This window comes from Rhabdaerophilum calidifontis (genome assembly GCF_008641065.1).
Taxonomy (GTDB): Bacteria; Pseudomonadota; Alphaproteobacteria; order Rhizobiales; family Beijerinckiaceae; genus Rhabdaerophilum; species Rhabdaerophilum calidifontis.
Genome location: NZ_VTRS01000009.1, coordinates 12,501 through 29,536, shown reverse-complemented (window position 1 = coordinate 29,536; position 17,036 = coordinate 12,501). Strand labels below are relative to the sequence as shown.

At 68.4% G+C, this 17,036-nt stretch carries 17 protein-coding genes (1 of these 17 only partly in view); 5 read left to right on the top strand and 12 right to left on the bottom strand.

Annotated elements, in window-relative coordinates:
• Positions 1 to 80: 80 nt before the first annotated feature.
• The 3 genes from lysA to argH form a co-directional block, all read right to left on the bottom strand.
• Complete coding sequence (lysA, locus tag FWJ24_RS13000) at positions 81 to 1,355, bottom strand: diaminopimelate decarboxylase (RefSeq protein WP_150288271.1); 1,275 nt, start codon at positions 1,353 to 1,355, stop codon at positions 81 to 83.
• A 55-nt stretch (positions 1,356 to 1,410) separates the two neighbouring features.
• A complete protein-coding gene (gene lptM / locus FWJ24_RS12995) occupies positions 1,411 to 1,641 on the bottom strand; it encodes an LPS translocon maturation chaperone LptM (protein WP_150288270.1) in 231 nt (76 codons plus the stop codon).
• A 70-nt stretch (positions 1,642 to 1,711) separates the two neighbouring features.
• Positions 1,712 to 3,118: an argininosuccinate lyase gene (argH, locus tag FWJ24_RS12990; RefSeq protein WP_150288269.1), complete on the bottom strand. Its 1,407-nt coding sequence runs from the start codon at positions 3,116 to 3,118 to the stop codon at positions 1,712 to 1,714.
• 17 nt (positions 3,119 to 3,135) lie between these two features.
• Here argH and tlpA point away from each other — a divergent pair, with 17 nt between their 5' ends.
• Together tlpA and FWJ24_RS12980 are read left to right on the top strand one after the other, a co-directional pair.
• Positions 3,136 to 3,807 (top strand): thiol:disulfide interchange protein TlpA, encoded by a 672-nt coding sequence (tlpA, locus tag FWJ24_RS12985; RefSeq protein WP_150288268.1) that lies wholly within the window; start codon positions 3,136 to 3,138, stop codon positions 3,805 to 3,807.
• Positions 3,808 to 3,843: 36 nt separating this feature from the next.
• Positions 3,844 to 4,518: an alpha/beta hydrolase gene (locus tag FWJ24_RS12980; protein WP_150288267.1), complete on the top strand. Its 675-nt coding sequence runs from the start codon at positions 3,844 to 3,846 to the stop codon at positions 4,516 to 4,518.
• Positions 4,519 to 4,534: 16 nt separating this feature from the next.
• Here FWJ24_RS12980 and grxD read toward each other — a convergent pair whose 3' ends face one another.
• The 3 genes from grxD to purL form a co-directional block, all read right to left on the bottom strand.
• Entirely contained in the window at positions 4,535 to 4,870 is a 336-nt protein-coding gene (gene grxD / locus FWJ24_RS12975) for a Grx4 family monothiol glutaredoxin (protein ID WP_150288266.1), read from the bottom strand.
• A 39-nt stretch (positions 4,871 to 4,909) separates the two neighbouring features.
• The gene (locus FWJ24_RS12970; RefSeq protein ID WP_150288265.1) at positions 4,910 to 5,140 is read right to left on the bottom strand and encodes a BolA family protein; all 231 of its coding nucleotides are present in this window, start codon (positions 5,138 to 5,140) and stop codon (positions 4,910 to 4,912) included.
• 82 nt (positions 5,141 to 5,222) lie between these two features.
• Entirely contained in the window at positions 5,223 to 7,424 is a 2,202-nt protein-coding gene (gene purL, locus FWJ24_RS12965; RefSeq protein WP_150288264.1) for a phosphoribosylformylglycinamidine synthase subunit PurL, read from the bottom strand.
• Between the two features lie 151 nt (positions 7,425 to 7,575).
• On the opposite strand from purL, the gene FWJ24_RS12960 reads away from it, so the two are divergent.
• Positions 7,576 to 8,925, top strand: a complete 1,350-nt coding sequence (locus FWJ24_RS12960) for an esterase-like activity of phytase family protein (RefSeq protein WP_150288345.1) — start codon at positions 7,576 to 7,578, stop codon at positions 8,923 to 8,925.
• A gap of 65 nt (positions 8,926 to 8,990) precedes the next feature.
• On the opposite strand, the gene FWJ24_RS12955 is transcribed toward FWJ24_RS12960, so the two are convergent.
• From FWJ24_RS12955 to FWJ24_RS12940, 4 genes are all read right to left on the bottom strand, one after another.
• Entirely contained in the window at positions 8,991 to 10,019 is a 1,029-nt protein-coding gene (locus FWJ24_RS12955) for a permease (protein WP_150288263.1), read from the bottom strand.
• A 383-nt stretch (positions 10,020 to 10,402) separates the two neighbouring features.
• Positions 10,403 to 10,618: a YgaP family membrane protein gene (locus FWJ24_RS12950; RefSeq protein WP_150288262.1), complete on the bottom strand. Its 216-nt coding sequence runs from the start codon at positions 10,616 to 10,618 to the stop codon at positions 10,403 to 10,405.
• A gap of 113 nt (positions 10,619 to 10,731) precedes the next feature.
• Complete coding sequence (locus tag FWJ24_RS12945; protein WP_150288261.1) at positions 10,732 to 11,406, bottom strand: Crp/Fnr family transcriptional regulator; 675 nt, start codon at positions 11,404 to 11,406, stop codon at positions 10,732 to 10,734.
• A gap of 12 nt (positions 11,407 to 11,418) precedes the next feature.
• A complete protein-coding gene (locus FWJ24_RS12940) occupies positions 11,419 to 12,063 on the bottom strand; it encodes a DNA-3-methyladenine glycosylase family protein (protein WP_150288260.1) in 645 nt (214 codons plus the stop codon).
• Between the two features lie 64 nt (positions 12,064 to 12,127).
• On the opposite strand from FWJ24_RS12940, the gene gluQRS reads away from it, so the two are divergent.
• Positions 12,128 to 12,988 (top strand): tRNA glutamyl-Q(34) synthetase GluQRS, encoded by an 861-nt coding sequence (gene gluQRS / locus FWJ24_RS12935; protein ID WP_150288259.1) that lies wholly within the window; start codon positions 12,128 to 12,130, stop codon positions 12,986 to 12,988.
• A 21-nt stretch (positions 12,989 to 13,009) separates the two neighbouring features.
• Here gluQRS and FWJ24_RS12930 read toward each other — a convergent pair whose 3' ends face one another.
• The gene (locus tag FWJ24_RS12930) at positions 13,010 to 13,936 is read right to left on the bottom strand and encodes an AEC family transporter (protein WP_166443715.1); all 927 of its coding nucleotides are present in this window, start codon (positions 13,934 to 13,936) and stop codon (positions 13,010 to 13,012) included.
• A gap of 170 nt (positions 13,937 to 14,106) precedes the next feature.
• Here FWJ24_RS12930 and FWJ24_RS12925 point away from each other — a divergent pair, with 170 nt between their 5' ends.
• Positions 14,107 to 15,156, top strand: a complete 1,050-nt coding sequence (locus tag FWJ24_RS12925; RefSeq protein WP_150288257.1) for an ATP-binding response regulator — start codon at positions 14,107 to 14,109, stop codon at positions 15,154 to 15,156.
• Between the two features lie 4 nt (positions 15,157 to 15,160).
• Here the strand turns inward: FWJ24_RS12925 and FWJ24_RS12920 are convergent, their stop codons facing one another.
• Positions 15,161 to 17,036, bottom strand: partial view of a M23 family metallopeptidase gene (locus FWJ24_RS12920; protein ID WP_150288256.1) — the 3' portion only. 113 nt of this gene lie beyond the right edge of the window; the window shows 1,876 of its 1,989 coding nt (coding positions 114–1,989); the start codon falls outside the window, past its right edge; it ends in the stop codon at positions 15,161 to 15,163.

The window sequence follows — 17,036 nt, the reverse complement described above, 5'->3', positions numbered from 1 at the left end:
ACACATTCAAGCTAGCACGGAATGCACGACGCGCCAGTGGCGCCGACAGGGCGAGGCGGTCGCAATCCTGTGAACGGCGTTCAGAACCAGTCCGGGGCGCGATCGGTCCCCAGCAGCTCCTCATAGGTCTGGCGCGGGCGGGTCGCGGCGAATTGCCGCTCCTTCACGAGCACTTCCGCAACAAGGCGACGCTGATTGTAGGTCGAGGACATCGAGGCGCCATAGGCGCCGGCGGTCTTGAAGGCGATGAGATCGCCCGGCGCCAGCGCGGGCAGTTCCCGTCCGGTGGCGAAGGTGTCGCTCGATTCGCAGATCGGCCCGACGATGTCATAGGCGAGCCGCACCGCGTCCGGTTCCGGTTCGCTGACCGGCCAGATCTCGTGATAGGCGTCATACATTGCCGGGCGGACGAGGTCGTTCATCGCCGCGTCGATGACGAGAAAACGCCGGTCGGCGCGAGCGTTCACGTAGAGCACCCTGGCGAGCAGGATGCCGGCATTGCCGGCGATGATCCGTCCGGGTTCGAAACCGAGTTCGACATCGAGCCCGGCGGTCACGTCGCGGACCATGGCGCCATAGGCTTCGATGAGGCCGGGGCCATGCTCGTAGGGCGGCGACATTGCGTAGGGGATGCCGAGCCCGCCGCCGAGATCGAGCCGGGTGACCGCGAGCCCCTGCGCGCGCAGGCCGCGCACGATCTCGGCCAGACGCCGGAAGGCGGCTTCCAGCGCCGACAATTCGTCGATCTGGCTGCCGATATGCACGGCCAGCCCCTCGATGGCGATGCCGGGCATGTTGGCGGCGTGGGCATAGAGGCGCTCGGCCTCGGCGAAGGAGATCCCGAACTTGTTCGCGGCGCCGCCGGTGGTGATCTTGGCATGGCCGCCGGCGCCGATCTCGGGATTGACCCGCAGCACCACCGCCTGCCGCCGCCCGAGCCCGGCCGCGATGGCCGAGAGCGCCTCGAGCTCGCCCTCGCTCTCGACATTGATCTGGTGGATGCCGGCGCCGACGGCATAGGCCAGTTCCTCCGCGGTCTTGCCGACACCGGAGAAGACGATGCGTTCGGGCGGGATGCCGGCGGCGATCGCCTTGCGGATCTCGCCCTCGGACACGGTGTCCGCGCCGGCGCCGAGCCGCGCAAGCGTCATCAGCACGCCGAGATTGCCGTTGGCCTTGACCGCATAGAAGATCCGCGCATCGGGGATCGCGAGCGCATCGCGGAAGACCCGGTAATGCCGCTCCAGCGTGGCGCTCGAATAGACATAGGTCGGCGTTCCGATCGCGGCGGCGATCGCCGGCAGGGGCACATCCTCGGCGTGGAGGATCCCGTCGCGATAGGCGAAATGATGCATGTCGGGCCCTCCGTGTCAGGCCGTCACCCCGCGCGCGGGGCGCGCGGGGGGCGCGTCAGTCGAGCAGCCCGTCGATGAACAGCTCGCGCTTCGGCGCGGTGATGGGGATGCGCTTGCGCCCGGTGCGCGAGGTGCTGCCCTCGCCGGCGCCGGATTGCGGCTCCGCCTTCTGCTGCGGTTCGGCCGCGGGCGGCGGGTCGAGCTGGCCGCGCTTGCCGCAGGCGGCGAGACCGCCGGCGGCGAGGAGGGCGACGAGCGAGAGGCGGATCAGGCGCGGCATGGGCATTCCCGGCATTCGCGGATCGGGCAAGGTTCGGCCCTCGCTAGCACGTTTGGCGCCGGCGAGGCGAGGGGGCTCATCCCTTGCCGCTACCCTTGCCGCTGCGCGCCAGTTGCGCGAGCCAGCGCCGCGCCTGGCGGCGGACATTGCCCGGCGCGGTGCCGCCATGGCTCGTGCGGCTTCTGACCGAATTGGCGACGCCGAGCACCTCGAACACCGCCTCGGTGATGCGCGGCTCCACCGCCTGCATCTCGGCGAGCGTCAGTTTTTCGAGGTTGACCCCCCTTTCGGCGGCGCGCGCGACGATGCGGCCGGTGACGTGATGCGCGTCGCGGAAGGGCATCCGCAGCGTCCGCACCAGCCAATCGGCGAGGTCGGTCGCGGTGGCGTAGCCGGCGCCGGCGGCCTTGCGCAGGCGCTTCACGTCGGGCTCCATGTCCCGCGCCATGCCGACGGTGGCCGCGATGGCAAGCGCGAGCGCGTCGAGCGCGTCGAAGGTGGGTTCCTTGTCCTCCTGCATGTCTTTGGCATAGGCGAGGGCGAGCCCCTTCATCACCGTCAGCATGCCGATGAGCGCGCCGAAGATGCGCCCGGTCTTGGCGCGGACGAGTTCGGCCGCGTCGGGGTTGCGCTTCTGCGGCATGATCGAGGAGCCGGTGGTGAACTTGTCCGATAGCGCCACGAACGCGAATTGCGGCGTCGTCCAGATCACGATCTCCTCGGCGAAGCGCGACAGATGCATCGCGAGGATCGCCGCCGCCGACAGCGTCTCCAGGACGAAATCCCGGTCCGAGACCGAATCGAGCGAATTCGCGGTCGGCCGGTCGAAGCCGAGGGCCTTTGCCGTCATCGCCCGGTCGATCGGGAAGGAGGTTCCGGCAAGCGCGGCGGCGCCGAGCGGGCATTCGTTGAGCCGGGCGCGGGCATCGCGGAAGCGGCCGCGGTCACGGCCGAGCATCTCGACATAGGCCATGAGATGGTGGCCGAAGGTGACGGGCTGGGCCGATTGGAGATGCGTAAAGCCCGGCATCACGGTTCCGGCATGGGCGAGCGCCTTCTCGCACAGGGCCTTCTGGAGATCGGCAAGGGCGAGATCGATCGCGTCGATCTGGTCGCGGACCCAGAGGCGGAAATCCGTCGCCACCTGGTCGTTGCGCGAGCGCGCGGTGTGCAGCCGCCCCGCCGGCGCCCCGATCAGTTCGGCGAGCCGCGCCTCGACATTCATGTGGATGTCCTCGCGCGCTGTCTCGAATGTGAACGTCCCGGCGTCGATTTCCGCCTTGACCCGTTGCAGCCCCTGTTGGATGGCTTCGGCCGATTGCGGATCGATGATGCCTTGCGCGGCGAGCATCGCGGCATGGGCCATCGAGCCGGCGATGTCTTGCGCGGCGAGGCGCTTGTCGAAGCCGATCGAGGCGTTGATCTCCTGCATGATCGCAGCCGGCCCCTCGGCGAAGCGGCCGCCCCACATTTCGTTAGCCACGGGAAATCCTCTTTCGCATGTCGAACCCGGTCGAGCCCAGCCCGAACCCCGTCTTCCGCCGCGCGCTGCCGATCGTTCTCGGCGCGATATTGGCAATCGCCGCTTCGCTATATGCGTTTTGGGATGGCGGCAACCTCTTCGCCGGGCGCATCGCCGGGGCGGGCGGGCAATGCCGGGCCGCTTCGGCGCTGGCGGCGCGGCTTGCGCCACTCGCCAGGGGCGAGATCGCCGCGCTTCAGGTGGCAAAGCGACCGGAACCGGCGGTTCCGGTCGCGTTCCGGGACATGACGGGCGCCGAGGTCACGCTCGCCGCCTTCCGCGGACGGGTGCTGGTGCTCAATCTCTGGGCGACCTGGTGCGCGCCTTGCCGCAAGGAGATGCCAGCGCTCGACACGCTCCAGCGCGAACTGGGCGGCGCGGATTTCGAGGTCGTCGCCGTCAATATCGACACGCGCAATTTCGACAAGCCGAAGCAGTTCCTCGCCGAGACCGGGGTGAGGGCGCTGGCTTATTACGCCGACCCCACGGCCCGGATCTTCCAGGATCTCAAGGCGGCCGGGCGCGCCTTCGGCATGCCGACGACGCTGGTGATCGACCGGGAGGGCTGCGAACTCGCCCGGCTTGCGGGACCGGCCGAATGGGCGAGCCCCGAGGCGCTGGCCTTTGTCAGGGAGGCGATTCGGCGTTAGTGTGCCCCAAGGCATTCCGTCCGGGGGAGAACGGCCATGCGCCGCAGGATCGTCGCGATCGCCTTGTCCATGTTTTTGCCGTTGGGCGCGACGGCCGCCGAGTTGCTGCCGGAACTCGGCACCAACGCCGTGCTCGAACGTCCGAAGGGCAAGCCGCGCGGCTCGATCGTGCTGATGGCGGGAGGAGATGGCGAACTCGGGATCACCGGCAACGGCGAAATCACGCGGCTCAACGGCAATTCGTTGATCCGGACACGCCGCTCCTTCGTCGCGGGCGGCTTTGCGACGCTCGCGCTCTCCTCGTCCGGCAACCCTACGCGAGCAATCGAGGCGATGAAGGGCATCGCGCGGCCGGTAATCGTCGTCGGCACCAGCCGCGCCGCGACGCGCATGCATCGCGCGCTCTCGGCCGATGGCCTCGTCATCACCTCCGGCATGCTTGATCACTTCCAGTCCAATGTCGGCTCCGCGGATGCGCTGCCGCCGACGCTCATCGTCCATCATCGCAACGATACCTGCCGGGTAACGCTGCCCGCCCTTGTGCCGGCCTTCCAGCAATGGGCCGGGGCACGGGCGCGAATCGTCTGGGTCGATGGCGGGCGCGACGAGGGCGACCCCTGCCAGGCACAGGGGCATCACGGCTTTGCCGGGGTCGAGGGCCGGATGGTGGGCGCCGTGCTCGCCTTTGCGCGCGGGGTGCGGCCCCGCTAGGGGGCCGCGGCCGGGCTCAGCCGGCCTTGCGCACGGCGATGCCGTTATCCGCCAGCGCCTGCTGCAATTCGCCCGACTGGAACATCTCGCGCACGATGTCGCAGCCGCCGACGAACTCGCCCTTGATGTAGAGCTGCGGAATCGTCGGCCAATTGGCGTAATCCTTGATGCCCTGACGCAGTTCGGCATTCTCGAGCACGTTATGCGCCTTGTAGGGCGCGCCGACATGATCGAGGATCTGAACGACCTGGCCGGAGAAGCCGCACATCGGGAATTGCGGCGTGCCCTTCATGAACAGCACCACGTCGTTCGACTTCACCTCGTTGTCGATGAAGGTCTTGATATCGCTCATTCTGTTCTCCTGCCGGGTCAAGGCCGGCCCTGCTCTCTTCTATTCCGCTGCCGTCGTCAGCGCCAGGGCGTGCAGCGCCCCGCCCATATTGCCGCGCAGCGCGGCATAGACCATCTGATGCTGCTTCACCTTCGGCAGGCCCTTGAAGGCGGGCGAGATGACGGTCGCGGCGTAATGGTCGCCGTCGCCCGCGAGGTCGCGGATCTCGACCTTCGCGTCCGGCAGCGCTTCCCTGATCATGCGCTCGATATCGGCCGCCTTCATTGCCATAGGTCATGCTCTCCGCATATGGCCCGCGCGGGGCGCACAGTTCAATAGATCCCGCCGGTCCGGGGGGCGGCGGGGTTCGCACTCACGCCATGTAGCCGGGCAGCCAGCTTTCATGCGCCGCGCGCAGATCGGAAACCGATATTGGCTCCTCGCCCGGCAATTTCAACGTGTCTCCACCGGTAATCCCGATGAATATGGCGAGCACGCCGGCATTGCCGAGATGGAATTCGATCTGCGCCGCGGTGGCGCCGTCGCAGGTGACGAGGTAGCGCGCCTGATCCTCGCCGAAAAACAGCGCGTGCTTCGGCACTTCGGGGTCGAAATCCTGGATATCGGCGCCGAGATCGCCGGCGATCGCCATCTCGGCGAGCGCCACCGCGAGCCCGCCGTCGGACAGATCGTGCACCGCGCTCACCATGCCCTTCTCGATCAGCTGGCGCACGATCAGGCCGTGCCGGAACTCGGCGTCGAGATCCACCGGCGGGGGCGCGCCGTCCTCCCGGTTGAGCAGGGTTGCGAGATAGGCCGAGGCGCCGAGCCAGCCCTTCGTCTCGCCGATCAGCACGATCGCATCGCCCGCCCGCTTGAAGGCCAGCGTCGCATGCTTTGTCACATCCGCCAGCAGGCCGACGCCGCCGATGGTCGGCGTCGGGAGGATGGCCTGGCCGTTCGTCTCGTTGTAGAGGCTGACATTGCCCGAGACGACCGGAAACTCGAGCCTGCGTGCCGCCTCGCCGATGCCGCGGATGGCGCCGGCGAACTGTCCCATGATCTCCGGCCGCTCGGGATTGCCGAAATTCAGATTGTCGGTCAGCGCGATCGGCTCGGCGCCGACGGCGCAGAGATTGCGCCAGCATTCCGCCACCGCCTGCTTGCCGCCCTCGAACGGATCGGCCTCGACATAGCGCGGCGTCACGTCGCAGGTGAGCGCGAGACCTTTCGGCCCCTCCTCGATGCGCACGATCGCGGCATCCCCGCCCGGCTGCTGCACGGTGTTGCCGAGGATCAGATGGTCATATTGCTCCCAGACCCAGCGCTTCGAGCAGAGATCGGGCGAGCCGATGAGCCGCAGCAGCGCCTCGCGGTTCGAGACCGGGGCGGGGACCTCGCTGCGGCGCAGGGCAAACTGCTTCGGCGTTTCGATCCAGGGCCGGTCATAGACCGGTGCCTCGTCGCCCAGCTCCTTGATCGGGAGATCGGCCTTCACCTCGCCCTGATGCTTCACGACGAAGCGGAGCGTGTCGGTCGTCTTGCCGATCACCGCGAAATCGAGCCCCCATTTGCGGAAGATCGCCTCGGCCTCCTGCTCCTTGTGCGGGTGCAGCACCATCAGCATGCGCTCCTGGCTTTCGGAGAGCATCATCTCGTAGGCGCTCATGCCGGCCTCGCGGCAGGGGACCTTGTCGAGATCCAGCTCGACGCCGAGATCGCCCTTGGCGCCCATCTCGACCGCCGAGCAGGTGAGCCCCGCCGCGCCCATGTCCTGGATGGCGATGACGCAGCCCTTCGCCATGATCTCGAGGCAGGCCTCGAGCAGGAGCTTTTCGGCGAAGGGGTCGCCGACCTGCACGGTCGGGCGCTTCTCCTCGGATTTGTCGTCGAATTCCGCGCTCGCCATGGTCGCGCCATGGATGCCGTCGCGCCCGGTCTTCGAGCCGAGATAGACGATCGGCATGCCGATTCCCGTCGCGGCGGAGGTGAAGATCATCTCGCGCTTGGCGATTCCCACGGCCATGGCGTTGACGAGGCAATTGCCGTTGTAGCGCGGGTGGAAGCCCACCGAGCCGGCCACCGTCGGGACACCGAAGGAATTGCCGTAGCCGCCGATGCCGGCCACCACGCCCGCGAGGAGATGCTTGGTCCGGGGGTGATCGGGATCGCCGAAGCGCAGGAAGTTGAGGCAGGCGATCGGCCGCGCGCCCATGGTGAAGACATCGCGCAGGATGCCGCCGACCCCGGTCGTCGCGCCCTGATAGGGCTCGATATAGGAGGGGTGGTTGTGGCTCTCCATCTTGAACGCGACGACCATGCCGTCGCCGATATCGACGACGCCGGCATTCTCGCCGGGCCCGTGGATCACGCGCCGGCCCTTGGTGGGCAGGGTTTTTAGGTGCAGCCGCGAGGATTTGTAGGAACAATGCTCGTTCCACATCGCCGAGACGATGCCGAGCTCGGTGATCGTCGGCGTCCGGCCGATGAGCGCGACGAAGCGGTCATACTCGTCGGGCTTGAGGCCATGGGCCTTGACCAGTTCGGGGGTGATCTCGGGTTCGTTCTTCAGCATCGCGCCACCTCGGGGATGAAGTGGCTATAGCGGGAAGGGCGCGAGGGGGGAAGGCATCGCAGCCGCCCCTTCATTGCCTCGTCATCCTGGCGCAACATCGCCGACACGCCGTCGGGCTACCAGCATCTCCTCACCACAGGGGGACACCATGCTGCGCCGTCTCATTCTCGCGACAACCGCCACATTCGCGCTTGCCACCGCCGCGGCCGCGAATCAGGAATTCGCCGCCACCATCGCCGGCCATGTCGTCATGCCGGCCGAGAGCTTCATCGATCCGCCGGCCGATGCGCCCGCGGATCTGAAGGTTTCCGGCAAGTTCGCCAACGGCCCGGTGCGCAACGAGGCGATCGGCTCCTCGGAAGGCAAGTCCGCCGGCCGCCCCACCGGCGTGAAGCTACCCTTCAAGGGCCAGCCGTTGCAGGGCCATTCCGGCATCAAGCACATGGCTGACGGAACCTACTGGGTCATTACCGATAACGGCTTCGGCTCCAAGGCCAATTCTCCCGACGCCGCGCTGTTCCTCTCGCAATACCGCATGAACTGGGCGGCCGGCACGGTCGAGCGGCTCAAGACGATCTTCCTCCACGATCCGGACAAGAAGGTGCCGTTCCGCATCGTCCATGAGGGCAGCGAGAAGCGCTATCTCACCGGCGCCGATCTCGACCTCGAAGGCTTCCAGATCATCGGCGACAAGATCTGGATCGGCGAGGAATTCGGCCCCTATGTGATCCGAACCGACATGAACGGCAAGGTCGAGGCCTTCTTCGAGACGATGGCCGACGGCAAAGCGGTGATGTCGCCGGATCATTTCCGCGTCACGACGCAGAATCCGGGGCAGCCGATGCCGGCCAATGTCAATCTCGGCCGCTCGCGCGGCTACGAGGGCTTCGCCGCCTCCAAGGACGGCAAGTTCCTCTACGGCCTGCTCGAAGGCGCCCTCTGGGACGCCGAGAAGAAGGATTGGGAGAAGATCGACGGCCGCCAGGTGCTGCGCATCCTCGAATTCTCGGTCGCCGAGCAGAAATGGACCGGTCGCCACTGGAAATACGTGCTCGACCAGGGCGCGACCGCGATCGGCGATTTCAACATGATCGACGCCACCACCGGTCTCGTCATCGAGCGCGACAACGGCGAGGGCACGGCGGACAAGGCCTGCCCGGCCGGCCAGCGCGCCGAGAACTGCTTCCACGACCTCGCGAAGTTCAAGCGGGTCGTGAAGATCGAGATGAACGATTCCAACGTGAACGGCCCTGTCCGCAAGATCGGGTATATCGATCTCATGAAGATCCAGGATCCGGACAAGAAGGCGCGGAAGCCGCTCAACGGCGGCGTCTATACCTTCCCGTTCTTCACCATCGAGAACGTGGACGTGGTCGACGACAAGCACATCATCGTCGGCAACGACAACAACCTGCCGTTCTCCTCTTCGCGCGATCCGAATAAGGCGGATGACAACGAGTTCCTGCTGCTCAATGTCGAGGCGCTGCTCAAGGCGAAATAAGCGCCCGCCGGCACGAAAATCGCCGCCCGGCGCTGCCGGGCGGCGATCCTTTTTGCCCGGTTCCGTCACATGAACCTGGCGGCCTGCTGCCAGGCAAGGCCGCTCAGCAGCGCGCCGAGCAAGGCGAAGCCGAGATAGGCGATGAAGACCGGCCGCCGCGCCACCGCATGCACCGCGATCGCGGCGGGGATCGAAGTCACGCCGCCCGCGATCAGGAAGGCCATGCCGGCACCCGGCGCCATGCCCTGCCCGATCAGCTCACGCACCAGCGGCAGCGCCGCCGTGCCGTTGAGATAGGCGGGAATGCCGACAAGCGTTGCGACCAGGATGGCGCCCGGTCCCTCGCCGCCAAGCAGCCGCACCACGAGTCCGGGCGGGAGATAGGCGACCATCAGGCTTTCGAGCGTGAAGGCGAGGATCAGCATCTTGCCGAGAAAGACGATGTTCTTCAGCGCATTGGCGCGGAAGGTCTCGCGTCGCGCCGGCTCGCGCCAGAACGGCCACAGCACGGGCTTCGGCGCGCGGATCTTGCCGCCGGCGCAGCCGCCATTGCCCACGCCCTCGCGCAGCACCTCGCCGACAAGCCCGAGGCGTTGCAGCGCCAGCGTGCCGAGGCCGCCGATGAGCCCCACCGCGATGGCGGCGATTGTCTTGCCGATCGCGAATCCGGTTCCGAGGATCGAGGCCGTCAGCACGAACATCGCCGGGTCCATCAGGGGCGAGGCGAGCCAGAAGGCCATGACGGGGGCGAGCGGCACGCCCATGGCCAGCAGCGCCGCGATCAATGGGATGACGCCACAGGAACAGAAGGGCGAGAGCGCGCCCATCAGGGCGGCGCTCACTACCATGATCGCGGCATTGCCGGCAAAGGCGCGTGCGATCAGGTTGTCGGCGCCGCTCGCCGCCGCATAGGCCGCGATGGCGATCGACAGCAGAAATAGCGGCAGCACCGAAAGGACCGCGCGGAGGACGAAGGCCAGGCTCGCCTCCGCCTGCGCCGGCGCGAACAGGGCAAGCCCGGCGAAAACCGCAACGAGCGTGAGCAGCACGGGGTCTGGCCGCGCGATATGGATGGGGAAGGGAAGGGTTCTCATTCGGGTTCTCCCGGAAACGGGGTGGCTTCCGCCAGGGTGGGGCTTGGCGCCGGCCTGATCGCGGCGCGGGACGGGATGGATTGCGGAGAGATCATCCGGATCCATACTTTCTATATTTCTAGAATAAACGAAATAATGACTCTGTCAAGGGTTGGGGTGGCGGGCGGCGAAGGAGACAGCAGACTGGGAGCGGGCTGAGCCGCGAGGGACGGGAAAGCGAGTGTGAACTGCGCAGGCCGCCCTGCGGATGGCGTGTTTCATCAAGTCCCGACGGTATGGCAGCGGGCATTCGCGGCGCATCCAACCCCTCCCGGCCGGGAGGACCCGGCCGGGGGCCGGACTGGCCCTTGCGGCACGGCCCGGTTCGTCAGCTCTTGTACGGTTCAGTTCTTGCGCGGCTCCATCGGGCAGGTCGACAGGCCCAACAGCGTATAGGCCGGGCAATAGCCGAACAGCGCGGTGAGAAGGGGCACGATGCCGATCCAGCCGAGCCAGTTATACCCCGTGCCCGGCGCGATATAACCGAGGGCAAAGGCCAGCAGCACGAGCCCGAGGATCACGCGCAGCGCGCGATCCAGCATTCCGACATTCCTGATCATGGTGTTCTCCCGCATCATCGCGAACGGCGCCGGCGCGCGGCGTCACTTCTGCATGGAGCACGAAAGGGCTGGGTATGTCGGTGACGAGGTCACAGACGCCCGCCTGTCATCCGTCAGATTCCGGATTCAGCCTCGCGCCGCAACGCCTCGGCGGCGCGGATCTCGATCGTGCCGCGCTGGAGGCTGATCAGCCCGCGTTCGGCGAACCGCGCCAGCTGGCGGCTCACCACCTCGCGTGCCGAGCCGATCTCGGCGGCAAGCTCCGCATGGGTCAGATGCACGATGCCTTCGCGCGCGGCGCCGATCAGCGCGCGGGCGAGGCGGGCGGGAACGCTGTCGAACAGGCTCGCTTCCATCGCGACGATGATATCTCCGACGCGCTCGGAGAAGGTGCGCAGCACCGCGGCGCGGAAACCCGGCGCCTCGGCGAAAAGCCAATCGAAGACCGCCACGGGCAGCGTCAGCGCCGTGACCTCGCCCTCCGTCACGCCCTCGACCGGGTAGGGTCGGCGCGAGAACAGGCAGGAGGTCGTCAGCACGCAGGGTTCGTCGCGCTCGATGCGCAGCAGGGTGACGACACGTCCCCGCGCTCCGACGAGTTGCATGCGCACGGCGCCGTCGAGAATGTAGAGATATCCTTGCGCCGGATCGCCGGGGCGAATCACGGTCATGCCGGACGGGAAACGGTGCAGCCGCGCTGCGGCCCCGAATTCCTCGCGCGCCGCGCCGGCCAGCGCGAGCCGGTCCGCGACGTGACCGATCGTCTTCCTGTCCGCCGCGCGCTGCATCGCCCCTCCGGCTCAGTTCGAGACCACGCCCTGCCGGCGCTTCACATGGCCGTAATAGGCCCAGAGCATCCGCGCCGCGACCGCCCGCCAGGGCTGCCAGCGCGTCGCGATTTCGGCCATTTCGCGCGTGCCGGGGCGGGCAGGGAGGGCCATCGCCAACCGGGCGCCCTCCTGGAGCGCCAGATCAGCGGGGGCGAAGATATCCTGTACGCCGAGGCAGAACATCATATAGACCTCCGCCGTCCAGGGGCCGATACCATGCACCGCGACCAGCGACGCCTTCGCCTCCTCGACCGGAAGCGTGTGCAGGTGGTCAAAGGGCAGGGAACCGGAGACGATCGCCTCCGACACCGCGCGCAGGGTGCGGATCTTTGGTCCGGAAAGGCCGCAGGCGCGCAGATCCGCCTCGTCCGCCGCGAGCAGCGCCGCCGGTTCCAGCGGATCGAAACGCGCATGCAGCTTGTCGCGGATCGCGTTCGCCGAGGAAACCGACAATTGCTGCGCCGTGATGGTCGAGACGAGCCCCGAAAAACCCGGCTCCCGCCAGCGCAGCGGCGGCGGGCCGATCGTCTCGCCGATCATGCGCATATGCGGGCAGATTCCGGCGAGGAATTCCATGCCCCGGCGGATATCGGCGTCATCGCGGATGATGGTCATGATTGTTCGCGCCGGCGGCGCGCCTCCTGTTGCCGGATAGGGCATTTCGCGCCAGACAAAGTCAATGCAACCCGATTTCCGGCAACCTGTCTTCCGCTTCGCGCCGAGCCCGAACGGCCATCTTCATCTGGGGCACGCCTATTCGGCGCTGCTCAACGCCGAGATGGCGCGGCGGAGCGGCGGGCGCTTCCTGCTGCGGATCGAGGATATCGACACCACCCGCTGCACCGAGGCGCTGGTGGCCGATTGCCTCGAGGATCTCGCCTGGCTCGGCCTCGCCTGGGAGGAACCGGTTCTGCGCCAGAGCGCGCATTTCGACCGCTATCGCGCGGCGGCGGCGCGGCTCGAGGCGGAGGGGCTGCTCTATCCCTGCTTTTGCTCCCGCGCGGAGATCGCGGCGGCGGCCGGAGCCGACCCGCCGCGCGATCCGGAGGGCGCGCCGCGCTATCCCGGAACCTGCCGCCAGCGTCCGCCCGACGAGATCGCCGCGCTGCGGGCCGGCGGCGCGGCCTTCGCGCTGCGCCTCGACAGCGCCCGCGCGGCACGGCGCGCCGGCGCGCCCGCCTGGCGGGAGCAGGGCGGCGTGCCCGGCGCGACCATGCCGGATATCGCCGCCTGGGGCGATGTCGTGCTGGTCCGCAAGGAGATCCCGACCAGCTACCATCTCGCGGTGGTGCTCGACGACGCGATGCAGGGGGTGACCCATGTGGTGCGGGGCATGGACCTCTTCGCCCAGACCGCCATCCACCGCCTGTTGCAGACCCTGCTCGGGCTGCCCGAGCCGATCTATCATCATCATCCGCTGATCCGTGATGCGGATGGGCGGAAGCTCGCCAAATCCGCCGCTTCGACGCCGCTGCGCCGCCTGCGCGGCGAGGGGATATCGCCCGCCGCGATCCGGCGCCATCTCGGTTTCGAGGCGTGATTCTCCCGGTGCGAGGGTCTCTCAGCGCATGAGGCCGGTCGCGACCGAGACCGCGAATGTCATGGTGACGATGGCGAGCACGGTGGAGAGCGTGATCGCGCCGGAAACGGTCGCGGCGCCGCTCTTGTAGCGGTCGGCGACGAGGAAGGCGTTGATTCCGGTCGGGCAGGCGGCGAAGAGCAGGGCCGAAGCGGCGAAAAGCGGCGGCAGCCCCATCAGCTTCACGCCGAGCACATAGACAAGCAGCGGGTGCAGCACCAGCTTGATCGCGGTGACGAGCGCGATGATCCGCCGGTTGCCGGCGAGCGCGACCCGGTGCATCGACATGCCCATCGCCACCAGCGCGCAGGGCGCCGCGGTGTCGCCGAGATAGCGCAGCAGCGTGCGCAGGATATCCGGCATCGGCAGCCCCGCCGCGCGCCAGGCGAGACCGGCGAAGATCGCGAGGAGGATCGGGTGCAGGGCGAGCGAACGCAGGAGCCGGCCCGCGCCGCCGCCCTCGCCCCGCGCGATCAGCAGCGTGACGATGCTCATCGTCACCGGCAGATGCACGACAAGCAGCAGCACGATCGCCACCGAGCCGCGATCGCCGAGCGTGCCGAGGATCACCGGAATGCCGACCATGACCGTGTTGGATTGCGCCGCCGCGAACCCGGTGATCGCCTGTTCGGTCGCATCACGGCCGAGGCGGCGGGCATAGAGGCCGGCGAGGGTCCAGCACAGGGCGAGCGGGATGAAATAGGCCGCCCAATAGGGCAGGGGATTGAGGCTCGGGAAATCTGCCCCCGCCACCGTGCGGAACAGCAGTGCCGGAATTGCCAGCACGAACACGAATTCGGAGAGCCCGTTGCCGGCCTCTGCGCTCGCGAGCCGGGCGCGGACGACCCCGTAGCCGAGGGCGACCAGCGCGAAGATGGGGGCGACGATGGCGAGCGAGGCGAGAATCACGGCGGCGGCCCAAGAATTGGACAAGTGCCGGCGGCTATGCGCGCAAAGCTCCGCGGCCGGCAAGCGGTTTCCGCATGCATCGCTTTAGGCAAGGCTTAAGGGCGGCGGGCTAGGCTCCTTGCACCCAGAATGGAGCCGGCCCGGCCGGCGAATGGATCGGACCCGCGATCATGGCCGAAGAATCGGAACAGAGCGGCAGGCGCCTTGCCGAGATCGCGCATGAGCTGCGCTCGCCGCTCGGCGGGGTCGAGGCGATGATCGCGCTGCTCGGAGCCGGCCCGCTCGACCCCGGCCAGCGCCGGATCGTCGAGGCGCTCGCCGCCTCCTGCCGGCATCTGCGCGCCATCGCCAACGCCATCCTCGATCCCGGCGCGGAACCGCCCGCCGGAGAGCGGCCGCTCGGCGCGCTTCTCGATGATCTGCGGCTGGCGAGCGAGGCGCGCGCCCGCGCGCGCGGCCTCGATTTCGCGCTGACGGGCCTGACGCCGGCGCTGGCGGCGCGGAGCGTGGAGGCTGTGCCGCTGCGCCAGGTGCTGGAGAATCTGCTCGACAACGCCTTCCGGCTCACGGAAGCCGGCGGCATCATCCTGGCCCTCGACGAACGGGCGGATGGGCGGCTCATGTTCGCGGTCAGCGATTCGGGGCCGGGGCTCACCGAGGCGGTGGCGGCGCGGCTGATCGCGAAGGGCGGGCGGATCGAGGGGCGGAGCGGCGGCGCCGGGATCGGGCTCTCGATCGCCGGCGGCATCGTCGCTGCGCATGGCGGTCGCCTCACGGGCGGGCCGGGGCCCCGGGGCGGCGCGCGATTCGCCTTCGACTGGCCGGGATCGCGGCCGGCAATGGCGGCAGGGTCCGGCTTCTGCCTCATCGTCGACGATCACCCGGCGGCGCGGCGCGTGCTCGTCACCATCCTCGAAGCGGCCGGGCACGCCTGCTGCGAGGCGGCCAGCGTCGAAGCCGCCTCCGAGATCATCGCGCGGGCGCGGCCGGCGGTGGTGCTGACCGATCTCCAGATGCCGGATGGCGGCGGGCGGACGCTGATCGCCCGGATCGCGCGGCTGCCCCGGTCGAGCCGGCCGCGGATCATCGTCGTCAGCGCCGAGGTGCTTGCCCCGGAGGATCCGCTCGCGGCGGAGATCGACGCAATGGTGGTGAAACCGATCGAGGTGCGCGCAGTGCTCGCCGCGCTCGGCCATGCGGAGGCCAACGCGGCCGCCTGAAGGCTCAGTTCTGCGCGACGAGAGCGCTGGCGCCGGGGGCTGCGCGCAGCACGGCTTCGATCTGGTCGCGCTCGCGCTTGAAGCTGGCAAGCTGGCGGCCGCCGAGTTCGCGCCCGCGCGGCAGCTTGATCGCCAGCGGATCGACGAACCGCTCGTTGATCATCACCTCGTAATGCAGATGCGGGCCGGTCGAGAGGCCCGAGGAGCCGAGGCGGCCGATGATCTGCCCCTGGCGGACGCGGGCACCGACCTTGATGCCGGGCGCGAAGGCCGACATGTGGCTGTAGGTCGTGACATAACCGTGGTTGTGCTCGATCTCGACGCGGCGGCCATAGCCCGAATCCCATTCGGCGAGGCGCACGGTGCCGTTGCCGGCGGCGCGGATCGGCATGCCGACCGGTCCCGCCCAGTCGACGCCGGAATGCAGCCGGTAATAGCGCAGGATCGGGTGGCGGCGCATGCCGAAGGTCGAGCGCAGCTCGCCGCCGTCGATCGGCTTGCGGAGCAGGAACTGCTTCACCGACCGGCCCTGATCGTCGAAGAAATCGACGATGTCCTCGTCCGGGAGCTTGAAGCGGTAATAACGCCGCTTCACGCCGCTGGTGATGAGCGAGACGAGCTGCAATTCCGGCCGGGCATTCTCGCCTTCGCCGTTCGAGACCAGAAGCTCGATCGAATCGCCCGGCTGCACCCGGCGCTGGAGATCGACATCGAAGAATACGGTGCGGATCACATCCTCGACGATCGCGGGCGGGAGATCATGCCGGCGCGCGGTTTCATGGATCGAGGCGTAGATGGTGAGACGGGAGGAATTGCTCTCGTCCTCCTCGTCCTCCTCGCCGCTCTGCGCCGGCTCGGCCGGTTTCTTGGGCGCGAGATCGCGGATCTCGACCGGCCAGAACGTGCCATCGTCGCGCCGGCCGGCCGAGGCGGCAAGCTGTTCGTCGATGAACAGTTCGATCCGCATCAGCTCCTTGCGCCCGCCGGGTTCGGAGGGTTGCAGCGTCAGCTTGAGCATGCCGTTGCCGTCGAGCACGCTGGTCGAGCGGCTGCGCGTGAGCGCCGCGATGATATCGTTGACTTGGCGCGGATCGAGGCCGAGTCCGCGCAGGGTCTGCCGGGTCGCGGCTTCGTTGCGGCTGAGGACCAGCCGTTCCTCGACCGGCAGCGGCGTGAGCACCGCGTCCTGCCGAGGCAGGAGCGAGACATTCTCCGGCACCATCCTGACGACCAGCTTCGAGAACGGATCGCCGACTGCCCCGGAGAAGGAGAGGAGATTGGTGCCCTCGGTGGGGGCGCGCATCACCTTCGCGAGCCGCAATTGCGCCGCATCGGTGCCAGGGTCGCGCCGGCGCTCGGAGAGAAAATCGAAGACCTGCGACAGCGCATCCTGCTCCTTAAGGACGATGCCGCTATGGGGCAGGCCGCGTGCGGCGGCGATGTCGCGAATCGCCAGCCCGACCTCGGCATCGCTCGTCGCCTGGCCTTCGGCATCAAGCGCGGCGCGATCCTCGCTTGCGAGGGAAACCAGTCGTGCGACGTTGAAGGCCGGCACCGAATCGCCAAAACCGAGGGTCTCGATCGCCAGCGGCGTCGCCAGCCGGGTGAAGCTCTGGTGGCGGGTCACCATGGCGTCGCCGGCCTTCACCTGGACCGGCATGCGGTAATCCTGCCGCGCGGCGACGAGATTGGCGCGCCGCACCAGCTTGTCGCCGCGCCGCGCCGCGATGACCATGCCGCCGGCCGCGATCCGCTCGTCCCGGCCCACCTTGGCGATCTGCGGCTCCGTCACCGCGTTGCGCAGCGGGCCGAGCGCCCCGGCCACCGAGAGCAGCATCAGCGCAGCACCGGTGATGCCGGTGAGAACGATGCCGATTAGC